The sequence below is a fragment of the Bradyrhizobium sp. STM 3561 genome (assembly GCF_045571455.1).
GTDB classification, from domain to species: Bacteria; Pseudomonadota; Alphaproteobacteria; order Rhizobiales; family Xanthobacteraceae; genus Bradyrhizobium; species Bradyrhizobium vignae.
Genome location: NZ_CP120696.1, coordinates 89,270 through 106,741 on the forward strand (window position 1 = coordinate 89,270; position 17,472 = coordinate 106,741).

General features: G+C 60.5%; 13 protein-coding genes and 1 tRNA gene. 1 reads left to right on the forward strand and 13 read right to left on the reverse strand.

What is annotated here, in order from left to right; all coding sequences use genetic code 11:
* Positions 1 to 53 precede the first annotated feature (53 nt).
* From P6U28_RS39820 to P6U28_RS39875, 12 genes are all read right to left on the reverse strand, one after another.
* The gene (locus tag P6U28_RS39820) at positions 54 to 1,163 is read right to left on the reverse strand and encodes an AAA domain-containing protein (RefSeq protein WP_407123435.1); all 1,110 of its coding nucleotides are present in this window, start codon (positions 1,161 to 1,163) and stop codon (positions 54 to 56) included.
* Positions 1,164 to 1,985 (reverse strand): hypothetical protein, encoded by an 822-nt coding sequence (locus P6U28_RS39825; protein ID WP_407123436.1) that lies wholly within the window; start codon positions 1,983 to 1,985, stop codon positions 1,164 to 1,166.
* A complete protein-coding gene (locus P6U28_RS39830) occupies positions 1,982 to 4,216 on the reverse strand; it encodes a DUF4011 domain-containing protein (protein ID WP_407123437.1) in 2,235 nt (744 codons plus the stop codon). Before P6U28_RS39830 ends, P6U28_RS39825 begins: the two co-directional genes overlap by 4 nt.
* Before the next feature lie 375 nt (positions 4,217 to 4,591).
* A complete protein-coding gene (locus P6U28_RS39835) occupies positions 4,592 to 8,452 on the reverse strand; it encodes a hypothetical protein (RefSeq protein WP_407123438.1) in 3,861 nt (1,286 codons plus the stop codon).
* A gap of 128 nt (positions 8,453 to 8,580) precedes the next feature.
* Entirely contained in the window at positions 8,581 to 9,936 is a 1,356-nt protein-coding gene (locus P6U28_RS39840) for a hypothetical protein (RefSeq protein WP_407123439.1), read from the reverse strand.
* Positions 9,937 to 9,948: 12 nt separating this feature from the next.
* Complete coding sequence (locus P6U28_RS39845) at positions 9,949 to 10,470, reverse strand: hypothetical protein (protein ID WP_407123440.1); 522 nt, start codon at positions 10,468 to 10,470, stop codon at positions 9,949 to 9,951.
* Positions 10,424 to 10,909, reverse strand: a complete 486-nt coding sequence (locus P6U28_RS39850; protein ID WP_407123441.1) for a hypothetical protein — start codon at positions 10,907 to 10,909, stop codon at positions 10,424 to 10,426. Before P6U28_RS39850 ends, P6U28_RS39845 begins: the two co-directional genes overlap by 47 nt.
* Before the next feature lies 1 nt (position 10,910).
* Positions 10,911 to 11,402, reverse strand: coding sequence for a hypothetical protein (locus P6U28_RS39855; protein ID WP_407123442.1), 492 nt, complete (start codon positions 11,400 to 11,402; stop codon positions 10,911 to 10,913).
* Positions 11,403 to 11,473: 71 nt separating this feature from the next.
* Complete coding sequence (locus tag P6U28_RS39860; RefSeq protein WP_407123443.1) at positions 11,474 to 14,803, reverse strand: UvrD-helicase domain-containing protein; 3,330 nt, start codon at positions 14,801 to 14,803, stop codon at positions 11,474 to 11,476.
* A gap of 3 nt (positions 14,804 to 14,806) precedes the next feature.
* Complete coding sequence (locus P6U28_RS39865; RefSeq protein ID WP_407123444.1) at positions 14,807 to 15,415, reverse strand: hypothetical protein; 609 nt, start codon at positions 15,413 to 15,415, stop codon at positions 14,807 to 14,809.
* Entirely contained in the window at positions 15,412 to 16,281 is an 870-nt protein-coding gene (locus P6U28_RS39870; RefSeq protein WP_407123445.1) for a hypothetical protein, read from the reverse strand. Before P6U28_RS39870 ends, P6U28_RS39865 begins: the two co-directional genes overlap by 4 nt.
* 250 nt (positions 16,282 to 16,531) lie before the next feature.
* Positions 16,532 to 16,762, reverse strand: coding sequence for a hypothetical protein (locus tag P6U28_RS39875; protein WP_407123446.1), 231 nt, complete (start codon positions 16,760 to 16,762; stop codon positions 16,532 to 16,534).
* Between P6U28_RS39875 and P6U28_RS39880 the strand changes: the two genes are divergently transcribed.
* Complete coding sequence (locus P6U28_RS39880) at positions 16,737 to 16,847, forward strand: hypothetical protein (RefSeq protein ID WP_407123504.1); 111 nt, start codon at positions 16,737 to 16,739, stop codon at positions 16,845 to 16,847. The genes P6U28_RS39875 and P6U28_RS39880 overlap by 26 nt on opposite strands.
* A 388-nt stretch (positions 16,848 to 17,235) precedes the next feature.
* Here P6U28_RS39880 and P6U28_RS39885 read toward each other — a convergent pair.
* Positions 17,236 to 17,320 (reverse strand) — tRNA-Glu (locus P6U28_RS39885).
* Positions 17,321 to 17,472: the final 152 nt, after the last annotated feature.

Consider the following 17,472-nt stretch of genomic DNA (forward strand, 5'->3'; position numbering starts at 1 on the left):
ACCACACTTCAATGAATCAAAACAAGCAGTCCGATGCCACCTGAAATCCGGAGCTATTGCAGGGCACGCAGCATTTCGATCCGGTCGACAAGCCGCGCGAATTCCCTTTCTGGGTCACGATACCAATCCGTCGACCAAACCCGGTAGATGCGCCAGTTCAGACCTTCGAGCACGTCCTGCCTCAATCGATCGCGATCGCGCGCAGATTTCGACGAATGGTATGTCGCTCCATCGCATTCCACGCCGAGGATATAGCTCCCCGGCTTGTCGGGATGCACCACGCCGATATCGATCCGATATTTCGCCACGCCTACCTGCGGATGAGCTTCATAATTCGCCGATTTTAGTCGGAACAGGAACCATCGCTCGAAATCGCTGTCCGGCTCTTCCCCGGATCGTCGTCCAGGCGTAAACGAACCGCGACTTGCATATTCGAGGAACTCCTTGAGTACCCGCACCCCACGTCGGCTTCCATCGGCGACGATGCGCGCATGGTCGAGCGAAGTGAATACGGTCAGCTTACGTTTCGCACGGGTGAAAAGTACGTTCAGACGTCTATGGCCGTAGGCACGATTAAGGGGACCAAAATTCTGATGGAACACTCCCTCCGCCGTCGGACCATAGACCGTCGAGATCAGGATGATGTCGCGCTCGTCTCCCTGGACGTTCTCCAGGTTCTTGACGAAGAAGTCCTCGAGATTATCATCCCATCTTTCGCGATATGCCTGAATATCGGGATCCGCGGCTGCACGTTCGTCCATGAGCGTTTCAATGAGGTCCCGCTGAGCCTGGTTCATCGCGACGATGCCAATCGAACGATCGGCACGCGCACGCATCAGTCCGGCCGCCTCTTCGACAACTGCACGCGCCTCTTCCAGATTGCGGCCCTGCCCGACTTCGTAGGCTCCTTCGACCTTTCTGCAGGACACGCCGAAATCCGGGTCCTCGAGGACTGGACTCGGGTAAACCAACAACCGCTCCCCGTAGAACTCGCGGTTCGAATAGGCGATCAGGCTCTGATGACGTGAGCGATAGTGGACTTCGAGCATACGCATCGGGTGCCAGCATCGGCGGCCGAGCTCGAGGATGGATTCCTCCGGCGCGTCTTCCGCCTTTTCATCGTTCGCATCGACGGAGGTACTGAAGAAGTCCGTTGGCGGCAACTATTCCGGATCTCCCACGATCACCGCCTGATCGCAACGTAGCATCGCACCGAGCGCGTCCTCCGGTCGCATCTGGGAGGCCTCGTCGATCACGAGCAGGTCGAACTTATGACGACCCGGTTCGAGATATTGTGCAACCGACATCGGGCTCATCATCACGCACGGAGTATAAGCGCGAATCGCATTCCCCGCGTTGGAGAATAGCCGACGCAACGCGATCCGAGGCTGTTGCAGGCCGGTCTGATGCGTGAGCATCTCGTTCTCAGTGTAGTCGCGCGTAGAACCCGCACGTCGGCCGGGCGGAATCGGACGGGCATGAAGCTGGGCCGCGATCACTTTGCGATTGAGTTGCAGCATCTCGCGATCGAGGTCTTGGAAGCGTTTGCGTACCTGATCGTGGGTATTTCCCGCGTGCCGCGTCAACACCGGATGTTCCCGCATGAGCTTCTCCGCAACCGAGCGATAGAACGCGGCTTCGACGGCCTGCGCGACGCCAGCGTACCGAAGCCCCGCCGCGGGCCAGCATCGGACGAGATCGCTCAATCCGAGGTTGGCGGCTTCGAACTCCATCGATAGGAGCGTGATCTGCTTTTCGAGAGCATCGGGGGCTTGGGACGCCCGTTCGCACTTCTGCAACTGCAAGCGGATTGGCGCCGCATCCTGTGGCCCACCACACCATTCTTCAGGCCGCAGCATGAGAAGTTCGTCCGCCTTCCGAGCGGCCCCATCGACTTCGTCGATAGCGATCTTCAGAATTCGTGCGACTTGCTTCAACCCGGACAGCCGGTCGGCGTAGCCTTCTTGCAGAAGATAGCGCTTCACCGATGGCGGGAGCTCGCTCGCTTGAACTTTTCCGACAAAGCGGGTGGTAGCCAGAACACTTCCGGCACACTCCAATTCCGATCTCCCCGCCAGCGTAGCGCAGGCGTTCGTCGCCATGATGTCGGTTGCCATTTGTTGCCGAAGGCCCACTCATCGAGGGATTTTCGAGCCGCTTCGCCGGTTGCGAGGGCAAGGAGTCTCTCCTCGACCTCCGGTCCTGCCTCGGGCAAGCCCAAAATAACAGCCGCCGCGGCGAACGCCTCCGCTGGGGAGCTAAGTTCCTCCCACGAGCTCGTTGCAGAGAGCAACTCCATATTCTGGAGAAGCCGCTTCAGCGCCTCCGACCAACCCGCAACGACTTCGACCGCCTTGGCACGATCAAACCGGTTCAGATTGAGATTGCCAACACCGCGCCATGGCTGATGCGCCGGGTCGGCAGCATCCCCCATGGAAGCCGCCCAGTCGTCTAAAGCCTTGCCAGTTCCGACCAACTCACCGAGCTTGAAGCGGTCGATATCCAATGGATTCTGAAATCGAAATTCCAACGTTAGCTTTGGCGGCGCCGGATCTGGTGCGGCCCTGGTGAAATCGCCCCAAAGAACCTGATGCACGCTAAGGCCGGTGGAGCCCGCTGGGCTATTCATCAAGCCCGCATACTCAGTAAGGCGTTCTCGCGCCTGTCGGAGTGCTTCGCGGGCGCCTTCCGCCTCTTTGACGTTTGCGGCGCCACGCGGAGTTTCCATCCGCTCGCGTATCGACTTGAGCACCGAAGCCTTCGAGGCCTTAGCCGAGTGCACTTCCAAACAATAAAGACCAAGGCCCATGTGATCGAGCCGATCCTTAACCACCTTCAGCGCGGCCATCTTTTCGGAGACGAACAGGATCGTCTTCCCGTGCCACAAGGCGTTCGCGATGATGTTGGTGATCGCTTGGGATTTACCGGTGCCCGGCGGTCCCTGAACCACGAGATTCTTTCCGGCCGTGGCGTCGATGACCGCACTGAGCTGCGAGGCATCCGCTTCGATCACCAGTGCCGGCGCTTGCCGCTCGAGCTCCGGCTGATCGACGTCGTAGACCGGCGCGACGTTGTCGGTGTGTTCGCCTGCAACGTCGCCATACACGTGCCCTAGTAGCGCGTGCGCTTCCGGACGAGCATCTGCCGGCCATCGAGCCGAATCGAGATCGCTCCACATCGCCTGGCGGGCGAATGAGAAGAGGCCTATGGTCGCGAAACGTCGCACCTTCCATCGAGGCTTATTGTTGAGGCACCCTTCGACGCCGGAGAGATACGCTTCTACCCCCGACTCCGGATCGTATTCTGGAAGATCGATTGCAAAACGCTTCAGCTTTTCGCGAAGGGCGACGTTGCTGGCTTCGTCGTCGTCCCGCCCCATGATCGAGTAGATGTACTCGCCACTCGCTATGCGCTTCTCCATGTTGACGGGCAACAATACGAGAGGTGCGTAGGCCGGATCGACGGAATCGTCCTGTTCATACCACTCGAGAAAGCCGACGGCGATATAGAGGGCGCTGAGACCGGCGTCTTCCTGAAGGGCCCGCGCCGCGCTATGAACGCTTGAAAGCTTCGGTTCGAGGCGGTCCGGAAAGAAGAGGGTCTGCAGCGAATTGTCAGCATGGTGCCCTCGGCTCGCGCCCTTCGATGGCGAGAGGTCATATGACGGATCGATCCCAAGCTCGCGAGCCCGAGAACGCGGATCGGTCGCGACCCGCCACTCCGGCATTCCGAGCTGAGTACGCAACCGGTCGCGGAGCGCCCTTTCGGCCGCCTTGTCCTTCGAACGACGCCGATTACCAGCGGCACGGCGCGCGTCCTCGGCCGCCAACCATTCGGGATCGGCTTTCTTGGCGAGTTTTAGCGCAGCCCGGAATCCGTCGGTCTCTTCGTCCCGCGGGACTTGCTCCACAGGTGGGATCGGAATGATGTCGAGCGACTTGCGGGAGGCGAGCGCCCCCACCAGGAGCTCCAAGTCCTCGTCGACGATGCGGACGTGCTTCGCCGAAGTTTCTGAGTGCCGAAAGTTCAGCATGGTATTACGCATGCTGAGATCGATCAGCTTCTCCCGCGCTTTGCGAACGCCTTCCCGCACCAGATCGGCGACGGCCGCACCGTACTGACCGGGCGCGGTCTCATCAGAACGAAACGAAGTTTGCTTATTTGCTCCGAACGCTGCCATATCCCGAACTACCACCACAACTGGTCGGTCAGGCATGCCGCCTCGTTCTGCGCGAAATTGCCGAGTTCGGCCCCTCAGAACAGCGATGCCCCTTGATTTCACGTGCATAATGCATTGCCGACAACCGGCCTGCAAGTCAACGCGCCACCCCTTTTAGTTCAATCAAGGCTCCCAGACCTCCAATTTGGAGCCGGTGACGGGTAGAACTCCCGGACTCCCCTCGGGCCACCTATGCGCGCACTATTCCCGACCTTGGAACGCAGAACACCGCTTGCCGAGCTAAAGCCGGGAGCCCTATCGTCAATGGTTATGTGCTACTTAGACCGAGAGCTGAACTATCGGCCTGTCCAGTACATCCCTAAGCGACAAGCCCCATTAAGCTGTGCTGGTGATACAACGCTCTTTCTTCGCCTACTCGAAGCGGTTGTTACGATCCCTGTCCTCGTCCCGCTCGATCAATCGCTCAGCGTCGATGGTTTTTTGGACCCGCGCGTTTGCGGCTCGAACAATAGCGGCTAGCGCTGGGGTGGTTGCGCCCGGCAAGGTATTGAGCAGTTTTTGCCGTTTCTCCAACACGGTCGCAAGCGATCCACTCCACATGGACGGGTAGAGGCGCTGCACGATTTCATTCATAACCAATGTGGGATCGGGGGCTTTCTTGAGCAATTCACCAACAAGGGGCCGCCACTCCGTCGCGGCGTTCTCATCGTTACCGCTGAAGAGGATTGCCACGGAGGCCATGAGCGGATAGCGCAACAACGGCTCGCGATCACACCACTGCAGGATGGCCTCGTCGGTAACGCCGTCAAAAATATTCTGGCGGTGGCGCGAGAGGTTCTGAAAGAAGCCGACACTCCGCTTGATCTCCGTGGCCGTACCGGAGAAGAGTTCATCAAACACTTCCATCGAATGCACCCGCAACAGTGCGTTCATCAAATCATCATTGTCGTAGGCGCGGAAATCGCGGCTTGTTACGGCGGCGATCAACTTGCGGCTCAGTTCCCGCGCGACGCGGGCGCCTTCAGGTCCGCCGAGGGTACCCCGCACCACCACGCCGAGCTCTTGATCTTCGCGGCGAGCCCGGCCCTTTACCGGATGGAATTCGAATTTTTGAAGGATAAGACGGCCTGCCTCGCGCACCTCGCTCGCCGGCGGTCGCTTTGCTTCGGCATCAGAATGGAGCCGCATGGAAATGATTTCCAACGCAACGAGGATGCCGTCCGGCCGACGCGATATGGCAAGCAGCAAATCTCGGAACTCAGGCCCGGGAACGTTTTCGCACGCGCGGCCATAGGCTAGGCTGGTGAATGCTTCAATCGGAGCTTGGCCGAGCTCGAGGGATTTATGCAGGCGGCCAAGGGCAGCCCCATTGATCGGCGCCGACGCTTGGAGCAAGGGAAAGGACGCACCGAGCGTTGGGCTCGATAGCACTTCGTCAAGAATGACGTTCCCAAGCGCTTCATCGCGCTTCAACAGGCCCTGCAAGAATCCTCCGACCAGAGTCAGCCGCGCGTCCTTCATCCCTCCATACTGCTTGACCACCTGATCCCACATCGCTCGCGGGTTTTCCGCGTCCTCGGCAAGGGCCGCACCAAACATCCGCTCCTTATCGTTGCCGTTCATGAGCTCCGGCAGAAGGGTATGAAATGCATCTTCATCCGCGGCAACATCGTGAGCCAGTTCCCTGATCGCCTTGGCCGCGCGCGCCGCCCGCGCTTCATAGCTCTCTCGGGGTTTGCGAGGACTAACGGCCGCGCCTTGGGCGCCAGACGCTTCATCGTCTTCCTCATCCTCGAAATCTTCGAGATCGAGTGCCCCTCCGCGTTGCCCGCAAACGAGGCCTCGCACCCGGTTAACAAGGTCCTTCGGGCGAAGAAATTCCTCGAGATCCGTGAGCCGCTTTCGAAGCTCGGGCGTCATGGCGCTCCCGTCCAACCGGCGCGCCTCACGCGCCGCGACCCATCCATCGCGCCAGAACGTTGCGCCAGCGATGTCGCGGGCGAGATGATCAAGCTGCTCCGCCCGCCCCGAACGGCTCCACAGATCCCGAAACTCTTGCGTAAACGCCTTCTTGATGGCTGGTGCAACGGGACTGTTTGAGAGAGCCACGCTGCGCACCAACTTCAGCGTTGCATCAAACCAGGACCGGACTTCCCCGCCATTGGCCGGATGATAACCGTGATCCCGCGAACGAGCTCCGAAATCAAAATCATAGCTCGACATGAAATGATCGGTTTTTAGCAACGCCTCCAAGGCTGCGACGCCAACTACGCGCTCCTTCTCATCGGGGGATGACAAAAGCTCCCGAGCGACTTTAATCCGCATATCGATTGGCGCGTGGGTTCCGGACAGAACGATACAAAACAATGACGCGACTACCCGGTTGGCGTCGCTCTCGTTTTCGCTGTCGGGGTTGAGGGCCGCGAACCTCGTCAAAACAGCGATTGCGCGTTCAAAGAACCTTGGCTCGTACGCCAACGACCGCAACAAACGCACAAAATGCTTGCAGCGATTAAGCGTCTCCTCATCGCCTGACGCGACCGTACGTTCGATCGCCGTTAGAACGGCCTCGGGCGCGACAGGCGCGATATTTGCGAAAATAGCGCGACCGAGTTCATTGAGGTCGCTCACGTCGCCGAGAAGCCCGCCCGGTGCCAACCAGCCTTCCACGATGGCCTTTGCCGGCTTGCTGTCATCGAGATAACCGAGCCGCCTCGAGAACGACCGCAGCAAGCGCTCGGACGCATGATCGACCAGCAGCGACGTCACCCGGGCCTGCGGAAAGCTTTGAAGCGCCATTTTGGCAAGGCGGTTCGCAATGGCGTGCGGCAGAATCGCGCGCCATTGTGCACGCGCCTGAACAAGGTCGCGGTCAAGCAACTGGGCAACACCCCGATAGACCTCCTCGGCGGTTTTGCCAACTAATTGCCCGAGGATAGGAAGCTCGGCTTTGTCGTCATCCAGAGCTTCACCATCGAACGAATAGACCAACGAACATGCTTGCGCGATCAGCAGCAGCGATGGATCGGGGTCATGGCGCTGCTGGAACAGGCGCTTGAACAGCTCTTCATCGCTTAACTCAGAGACACGCTCGGTCTTTTCGATACGCGAGGCGAGTGCAAGCGCGACGCGCGCGTTGCCATCGGAAAACACGGCAATGGTACGCGCATCGACCTGGGAGAGGTCGGGATAACGCCGCACAACAAGCTTTTCGATCAACTCGATTGACGAGGTGTCGAGGCGGAATACATCGGTGCCTTCAGGCTGGTCGTCGCGAATGTCGTATTCGATCGTAATGACGCTGATGGAAGATCCCTGCGCGCGCGTCGCTTCCGAGAGCGTTCGGTGCAGCTCCGGCGGGCAGTTGTCGACCACGAGGATCGCACGGGTCTCATTGGCATTCAGGTCCGATGCCAAGCCAACCGGCGGTGGATTCGGCTCGTCGGCGACGTTAGTGTAGATCGCGAGGGACGGATCGAGAGCGGTATCTCCCACCGATGGATCGAACAACGCCTCTGCCAAACGGGTCTTACCCACGCCCGACAAGCCGGCCAGCCGGACTACGCGCCCTGGTCTAGACAACACCTCGCGGATCTTGTTGATGCCGTCGATGGCGGAGATGCCATCGCCTTCATCTTTGTCGCCTGTACGAATACGCGCGTGCGCGTCGAAGAGGTAGCTGCTCTCAGCACCCTCAGGCGCAAGTGACCATGACCCGAATGACTTCCATCCCGGCACGGCCTTGCCGACTTTCGCGCGTACCCATGGGATAACGCCGGCGTGGTCACGAACCCAGGTCGCCATGCGGTCGCGGTCGTAGAAATCAAGAAATAGCTTCCCCGTGGCGGATGTGCCGGCAAGTGCATCTACCATCGCGTCCCGGCGGTCGGTCAAGGCATTGTCCGTCACCGACCCCTTGGAGCTGACAATGACGTAGGCCCCGTCCATGTCGGCCAGCTCAATAATCGAGGGGCGCAGCGCCTTCCCAGGCTTAGGTTTCATCTCATTGAGAATATCGCCTCGCGCCATATCCTGGGCCTTTACCTGAAACCCGGTCTGGGCCTTGGGAATGAAGCCGCCAACGGTCGATCCGGCTGGTGCCGCCACCCGAACATCCAAGCCGCCATCCTTGGCAGTTTGATTTCCGCCGTAGGTTACCGCGGAGACCGGAAGGCCTCCTCGGCGCAACTCGGCTTCACACAGGCGACCCACGAGTGTGCGCAGGTCCGTGTCGTTCAAAGCCGCAATATCATCGCCGGTGATTTCGAACATGGTGCGAAGCTAGAAAAGCCATTCGATGTCGTCAATTGGAGATAGAAAGCGGCGGCACAGCTCAAGAGATTAAGCGAGCGCTCGCGGTTCAACTCCCTCAAGAGCCCGGCTACCCGTCGTTCAAGTCCCTACATTGCGACAGGCACATGCCCGAAGGCATACGGATCGACCTGCGTCGCTACGGTCTCGAAGGCCTCCAGCGCCGAGGCCGATCCAGCCGCCAGCTCGAGCGCGATGCCGCCGTGAAGCCGCCGCAGGAGTTCAGCGATCACCAAGACTCCAGCGATCAGCCCCACGAACGGGACGCCGACGGTCCGCGACGCAAGCTGGGTTAGACCGCACGCGTCCGCACCGGCCTTCTTCATAGCCCTGTAGGCCGGCATATCTTCGACATTTGCCGTCGCCGCGCCAATATCCTTGGACCAAATATCTTCGGCTCGACGCGACGCCGGGAAGGTGTGTACCGACAGGCTGCGGAAGGCCTCCGGTCCCGCACCGAGACCCGCTTCAACCACCAGCCCAAAGCCCGGATAGTCGAGCGCGGCACGCGCGATCGGATTGTCGACCCCGCACAGGGTCACGGCCGGATCCTCAATCGTGCGCGTGGTCCACTTTCCAAAGCGGCTCTCCAGCAAGTAGGTGTCGAACCCGCGGGCATCGAGCCATGCACCGATCTTGCGCGCTTTGCGATGGCCGACGTCGCCGACGAAGGACAGCAACGACGTGCTGTCGTTCGACCTTGCGAGCCGGTCGTCGTCCTGCAAGAGTAGCTTCACCATCTTGGGGTCGGCGTAAGGAAGCGCCGCCAACACCCAGGCAAAGGCCTGCCCAAGATTGCCAAGGCCAATAAGCCAAAGCGACGACGGGAGCCAAGCAAGAGCCGGCTCCGAACCGTCCGCTTCCAGCCAATCGGCACCGGGATTCCACAGCGAAAGGCCCAGGGGCCGATGGCCGGCCATCACGTGGTCCTTGGCGTGCCAGGCGAAGGCCTCGGCGGCGCAGCATGCCGCCGCCAGCACGGGTGCCAACGCAATCGCGGCATGGTTCGGCTCTGTGTCGCCCGCATCCGCCGGCACAACCCCGCCGCGCCAACCCGACCACCGGAGCCGCCAGGCGGGACGCTCTGTCTCCGGCTTCGATCTACGGCCAATGATGGCCACCGGCCATGCAGGGTTGGCCTGTGTTACGACGCGCCCCTTGTAGTCGGCGACGGCTCGGCCGAGCGAACGAGCCCGCGTCAAGCGCGTCAGCGGCTTGGCGTCCGGCAGGCCGACGACCTCGACGCCGCCAAGAAAACTTCTTCGTGCGACATTGACGAGCGTCAGCAACGCGATCTGCTCCTCGTGCGACGACGCGATCGACGCGTCGACCTGGATGGTGAGGCCGAAGCTTCGCAGCATCGCCATGGCTTCGTCGTGTGTGGCAGCGCGACCGCTGTCCATGAAGTATTTCGCGCCGCGATGAAGGGTTGAGGCGTCAAGCATCGTATTCCTCCATTATGCCCAGAAGCCGCGGTAGAAATACCGCGATGCCACAAGGCCACCCCGGTCGTGCCAGGTGTGGTCACCGACGTATTCGTAGACGCCGAGCTTGCCCGGCCGGATCGGCCAGCGCGCGAACTCAGGCACGATGATCGCGATATGGCCTGCGCGCGCGACCATCGGGTTCATACGATCGGACTGGCTCTGGAACGCCGCGCCCGGATGGGTGTGCGCATCCCCGACCACCGTCAGTTTCTTCTCACGGCAAAGGGACCAAAGCCGTGCGAATGCGTCGCCGTGCAGCACGCAGACGCCGGTGTCGTAGGCGTGAGCGTCAAGATCATCGTAGTAAACCACCTCCCGCACTTCCTTCCGGCCCCGGTCGTCGACGCCCAGAAGGAACGCACCGGCTTCGTGGCGACCTTCGCCGCGGCGTTCAAGTTCGGAAACGATCCCGCGCCAGAGCTGCGGTGAACACCGCAGCCGGTGGCTAGGCGCCGCGAATGCCCGAATAATCGCTTTCAAAGAAAAGGCCATTGAGTTGCTCCAGGTAACAGATGATCCCGCGATCCGGTTGCCAGAGCCGGCTCGGGTGTTCGTTGCGCCAGTTGTCATGTCCCTCGATCGACATGCGGTCGCACGGCAGATAGAGGCACTGCCCCTGCTTCCAGTCCGGCCGGAACACGGCCGAGACAAATTGCAGCCCCGTCGGCCAACGCGCCGGCGGCAGCGGCCGGCTGGCCGCGATATCCCAGGGCTGCGCCGTCACCGGCGTCCGGCGATACCCCGAACAGTTGAAGCGGAAGCCGAACTCCCGGGGCGCCCCGGGCCGCGGCGGAGCTGCGACGGCGATCACGACGTGTGGCCACTGCGTCGATACGTGGCAAAAGCGGCCTTCGATCTCGCCGCACCGGAACTCCGGTGCGACCAGATCAAGCTCAAGAAGAACGCGATCGGGAGGCAGCGGTGCGTTCATGTCAGCCCTCGACCCGCTTTTCCGGCACGAGATCGAAGCAGAGGGAGCAGCCGTGCCCTTCGACCAGCTCGTGCAACGGCGTGTCCGCCGCAGGGCGCTTCCTGGACTGGCAGATCTGGAGCACGTGCTCGGCCGCGTCTTTCGGAGTCAGCTTGAAGGTATGCACCGCCCACGCCTTCACCGCACGCACGCGCGCGCCGGGCGCAAACTCATGTTCGCCCGACCGTTCGAGATAATGGACGGTCGCCTTGATGCGCTTGCAGCGGCTGACATGCACGCGCATGCCACGCTTGAGCTCCGGCACCGCATGGTGATGCTCGCCGAGCAGGGGCTCTTCCGCCTCGTCGATGAAGATGTGGGTCTCGGCGTCGAGCGCCACGCCCACCGCTTCGATAGTGGCGCGCAGCTCGCCGATCGTCGCGGCTTCAATGACCTCCGCCTCGATGATCCCGGGCCGTTCCTGGACCTGAATGAAAATGATGTGCTTCGTCATGGCTTTCCTTTCTGGGGCCGATTGGCCCTCTTAAGGAAAGCGTCGCGACACTCAAAAAAACGGAAATCGCCTTAGGCGCCCGTGCAGATGAAGTAGCTGGGACAGTTCGGGCAGCGCCGCGCCTCGGGCACCGCGTGAAACTCGCCGCGCTCGATACCAGCGATCGCATCGGCATACTCGGCAAGAAGCTTGTCGTCGTTCCTAGCAGGTACCGGCGTCACTTCGCCGGTCGCGAGATAAAAGGCTTCGACAGACACCCGCCGTCCGCGGAACTCCTGAGCGGCGCCTTTGCGCAGCAATGCGTAGATGCGCTTGTCCGCCTCCGACTTCGTCTTCTTGCCGGTGCGGATACGCTGGACCCGAACCGATCCATCGGGATTGATGAAGACCCGGTCCGGCGTGATGAGCACGCGCCGCTTGCCGACCGGGATCGACCACTCACCGCGCGCATAGGTACCTTTCTCTGCGGCGATCGTCTCGGCCATCTTGCGCACCATGTCCTCGCCGTTGCGCCGATGGAACTTCTCGAAGGCATGACCGACCGGGCCTTCTTCAGCCCATACCTCGTCCAAATGCTGCAGCGCGCCGGCCACCGTCACGGGGTTTCCGCTTTCGTGCTGCTGTTCCAGCCAGCCGACCGTTATGTACACACAGCGATGAAACCGGATGTACGCAGATTCATCTCGGCCACCACGTAATCCGTCGATGAATTCGTTCCGATACCGTGCGGGGCACTGCACATAGATTTCGAGTTCACGCTCCGCGTAGGCGTCCTTCGCCTCAACCGGCGTACGCTCGCGTTCAGCGCCATAGTATTTGCCAGAGCCCGCAAAGGTCCGGGTCGATACGAAGCCGTTCAGCGTGTCGAGAAACTTTGAAGGCTTCGCTCCCCGGCTTGCCGTGTAACGCTCGGCCCGCGTCAACGACAACGCATCCCGCGCGCGGGAGAGCGCGACAAAAAACAAACACTCCTCCTCCGCCTCGTGTCCGCTCGGCTGAACCGCCAGCCGCTGAAGCGTCGGCGGAGGTTCGATACGCGCACCACGTCGGGGGCTCGGCATGTAACCCGTCGCGACGACCGCAAGATGCACCGCGCGGAATTCAAGCCCCTTGCTGCCGTGGATGGTCATCACCCGCACCGCATCAATCTCCGAGGCTTCCGATGATATCGCACGATACGCCGTATCCTCATTCAACGCCTCGATCCGCCGTATGCGATCGAGAAATCGCTTACGATTGGTCTCGTTCGTTGCGGCATACTCCCCGCACACCTTCAACAACTGATAGATCGCGATCAGTTGTTGCTGGGCGATCGCAGGTTGGCCTCCAAGCAGCCGGTGGAGGTAGTTACTCCGCTCGAATAGCCATGTCGTTAGAAGCAACCACGGCGAGGCGTGCTGGAGCCCATCGAGTTCGCTCCCCAGAAGCTTCAAGCCGTTTCGGCTTTCTTCCGAGAGTCCCTCAATCTCGTCTGTACGCTTCAGTGACTCGAAGATCGATTCTTTATTCTCCCGCGACCAGGCGATGACCGCCAGGGCGTCTGCCCTGGCAACGCCATAGTCAGGAAGGCCTGCAACACGGACGAGACCGATTCCCCCGCGCTCAGCATCGATGCTGACCAGCGACAGCAAATCGCGGACCTCTGCGCGCTCAAACAAGTCACCAAGATAAAGAAGAGGGACGCCGAGCTGCTCCAGAATGCCCGTAATGCGTCCGAGACTAAGGTGCGAACGCGCAAGGATTGCCTGATCGGCATAGGGAATGCCTGCTTTCCGCAACTCCTCGATCCTGCTACGGATTGCCTCGCCTTCAGCGGAGAGTGTTGGGGCTGATGTCATGGTCACTGCACCACCACCACCGCGGGTAGCCGTCCAGGCCCCTCTCATAGCACCACCGCCCATCGAACCCGAAAAGCGGGCGAAGGCGTTCACGATCGGCGCAAGCGAACGATAGTTGTTGGCCAGCGCTTGACGCTTGCCACCGAAGGTTGCCTCGAACGTCGACACGTTCGATGGCTCGGCGCCGCGGAAGCGGTAAATCGACTGACGCGGATCGGCAACCACCCAGACGTCTACGCCCGACTTGGTCAATGCGCGGAGGAGCTCGGCGCTCGCGAAGTTGACGTCCTGAAACTCATCGACAAGAATGTGTCTGAAGCCAGCAACGTAGGCCTGGACTTCGGGATGCTCCTTTACGAGTTCAGCCGCCATCGCGACCAGATCGCCGAAATCAACGGCATCAGCGTTCTTCAGCTCATCTTGATAAATGCGATAAATCGCCGCAACCTCAAGTGCGCGGTCGGCATCTTCATGCTCCTCTTCGGTGCGCGCTGTACACTTGAACGCCTCCGCGGCCGCTTCGTACTGATCGGGTGAGATCAATTCATCTTTGCAGCGCGAAATAACACGAAGCACCGGCACGAGTTCGTAGGCCGGTTCATAGAGGTTCTGAAAATGCTTGAGCGGCAACTTTTCAAGATTGGCTTCCAGCAATTCAAGCTGGCCCGTCTGATCCAGCGTCCGCACATTGCTGGTGCGCCCAAACCGCAATGGCCACTTCGTTACCAGTTCCAGCCCGAACTGGTGAAACGTCCCGACCCACATTTCGATAGAAGCATCGGGATTCATCCCAGCAATACGTTCGCGCATCTCTTCCGATGCCTTGCGGGAGAAGGTCAGCGCCAGAAACGAGGCCGGGTTCGGCTCTTTCTCTAGCTTGTGCTGAACCCGGCGGACAAGGGTACGCGTCTTGCCGGTACCGGGGCCTGCTTCTACGAGGAGCGGCCCACCGCTCCATACGACGGCTGCTTGCTGGCTGGCATCGAGATCGTGTACCACGGCCGGCGCAACTTCCGGAGCGGGTCCGACCGGCGGAAGCAAAACCGCGCGCACCATCTGGTTCAGCACCAGCGATACCGGCACGCCGAGTTCTCTTGCAATCGCCTTGGGCCGCCGGTTCTTCCTAACAAATTCCTCGCGCAACCAGTCACCGGGGCAAACGAGCTCGCCCGCGAAGATATCGGCTTGCACTTCCTTGCGCTCGTGCGGGGAATAGCCTTCGACTTTGCCCGCGCCGCTATCCACTGGATCACCACCCAAACCGTGCGACCGCGCGGTCACTTCGTTGTGGGGATCGCGGTGCAGATGGAAATGACCGATCTCGTGTGCGATCACCACAAGCTTTTCTGCCTCATCAAGGCCCTTCTTGACCTTGACCAGACGGAATGCGCGATCCAGCGCGCCCAGCACACCGGGCTCGAAGTCATGTCCCTCGACCTCAAGATCATCGAGTTTCAGTGCAGCGGCAATGATTTTGCCCGCCCGGCGGTCACCGTTCGTCTCTTTCAATGCCTTCGCATGGCATTCGCGCGCCTTGCGCCGTATGTCGATCCAGGCGTCCAAGAATCAATCCTCTTCCAGCCAATATCGCTGTCGCTCCGGGGTCATTGGACTGTCCCGGATTATATCATCGCAGTGCCGGGCACGAACGGTTGGCGCCGCGCTCGCCTTGGCGTGACCAAACCTTGGCTGGCTCAGGACAAGTGCCAGCGCCGCATCAAAGGCATCGCGCGTTATCGCAAGCAGACGGCAGACATGCTCAACGAGCCGCTGTCTGATGGGCGGCAACATCAGCCCGTTAAACAACGCCGCCAAAACACCGCGTGCGATGTCCATCTCGCGCGCCATCTGAACGACATCGATGTTGCGCGCCGCCGCCAAGTCCTGAAACGACTTAACATTTGCCTCGGCCTTTGCCCTCTGTTCGGCGCCGTAAAAGGCGTTCAACGCATTACTGAAGCCGCGGTCAAGCAAGGACTGGCTGACCTCAACTTCTGCGTCCGTCTCGCGCGCCGCCCAATCGAGGCTTACCGCCGCATGAGCCCGGATATCCTCGGCGTAGTCCGGGTACCGCTCAACCCAAGCGATGATCTGCTCCGTGGTCGGCCTCTCGCACTCCCGATGAAAGGCGATCAGGATGGCATCCCGTTCTTCCCTTTTCGCACTTTCGTTCATGATCTCTCTCCCACCTTCTTGCCTGTCAGTTCCTGGACCTCCCTCGTTTGCTTGAGGATGTCCTGAATCTCCTTGATCCATTTTTCGACGGTCTTCGAGCTGCGCCCGACGGCCTTAGCGATCGAGTAACCCTTCGTTGACCCGGCCGGGACTTTCTCCATATGCAGCCGAAATGCGAGGCGCTTGCGCCAATCCAAGTCCTTGATATGAGCGAGGACCCGCTCGACGTCCATGGTCTCTTCGAAATGCGTCAGCCCTTCGAGCAAGGCGGCACCGGGGTGGCCCGTGTTCGATACGGGGTCGTCGCCTACAAACCCGCTTACATCCTCCGCTTCTTCGTCCTGCTCGCTCGGTCCAACGAGCTGCCGGACCTCGGCCGCTTTCTCTTCGTCAAGCGGCACCTCGTCTTCGTTGGCTGTTCTCTTCTTCTTCGGCTCGTGCGTCAGCGGAATCCGGCTGTCGCGATATTCCTTGGCAATCGCGTCCTTCGCCCGGAACGACACGCGCGCCCAAAACTCGACGCGCAGCGCCTTTCCATCGGCGGACTTCTTGTCCAGCATTGCGACGAAGATATCGTAGTGGGTGCGGAGGATCACATCCTCGCCGCCGGCCGGATGGTTCTGGCCGATATAACGCCGCAGCCACCGCATCAGCATGAGGTTCAAATGCTGCGCGATCGGATTCCGGACCGCGGCGTCGAGACCCGGCCCAAGGTCTTGCAGCGCCGCCACCAGAGATTCGGGGGAAAACCGCGCGACCCGGCCGGACTCAGCCACCTTCCTCCAGCCGTCCAGATCACCCGGATCTGGAGGCGGCGTATCCTCGCCTTGTTTCGCCATCGCGCGATATACCTCGCTGTTGAACACTGCCTCTCAAGGAGAGCGTTCCAACACAGAAAAAAACGGAAGTCGTCCTAGAAAAGAATGCGGCGAGCTTGATACCACTTACAATCTGACGAAAATAAATCCCAATATATCAATACTTTAGACGGATGTCGCAGTTCAATACATTTTCTGTCGAAGCGCTTTACGCAGGAGGGAAATTCCGGCCCACCGCCCTCGTCGCGCGCTCGAGACCTCGTCCTGCACGGTCCGGTACTCCCCTTTCGAAGCGCCGTCAGACCCGGTCGAAGCTGATCCGCCCTTCCTGGTCCTGCTTGGCCTGAAACACCGCAATCTCCGGGTTGAGCGCCTTAGCCGTGGCGATGATCTCCTGCTTGTCGGCATCCGTCATGGCCGCACCGAGATAAAGCTCAGTGATCTCCTCGGGATGAAAGGGCTTCCCCGAACTCAGCAACGTCAGCATCCGCGAGATCGAGTCGATCACCGGCCACGGAGGGTTGCGCATCGAACGCGACATCCACTTCACGCGGACAAGTTTCTTTCACGCCTATGCCGAGGAAACGCGTCTTCATCAACGCACCGTGTCTTGAAGGGGCAACCATGACGAACACCGACCGCAAACCCCGTCGCGACATCTATCAAGAGATCACGACCCAGATCGTCTAAGAACCCGAAAAGGGCGTGCCGCCCTGGCACCAACATGGAATGCACGCGGGGCAACCCTTCCGCTGCGGAGACGAATTGCATATCGTTGTGGAGGTCGCTGCCGTTCGAACTGTGAAGGAGGTATTTCCGCGTGTGCGAGCGGATCGCGCTCTCAGAGTGTCGAAGGCACTGAACTTTAGCCGGCGATGGAAGCGAGAATAAGCTGCGGCTGCGCCAACTGATTAGCGTGACGGAGTTCGCAATTGTTCGCCGACGTTTATTCAACGGATATTCGACGACTTCTTCAGAACGGATCTAAGTCATTGAAATTGCTGGCGCTCCCTAGGGGAATCGAACCCCTGTTTCAGCCTTGAGAGGGCTAAGGATCTTATGCTGCCTTGCCGCGACTGATCAGAGCGGAACGGCAAAAGCCGCTGATGGCCATCTAGGCGCGATGCAGTGAATCCGAACTCGCTAAGGTCGCAGCCGTTCCGAGGATTAGATTACAATCCGAGTTCAAACGCTGCGAAAACTCGCTACAGCACGGCCGCAAGGATTCAAGCAGGTGCG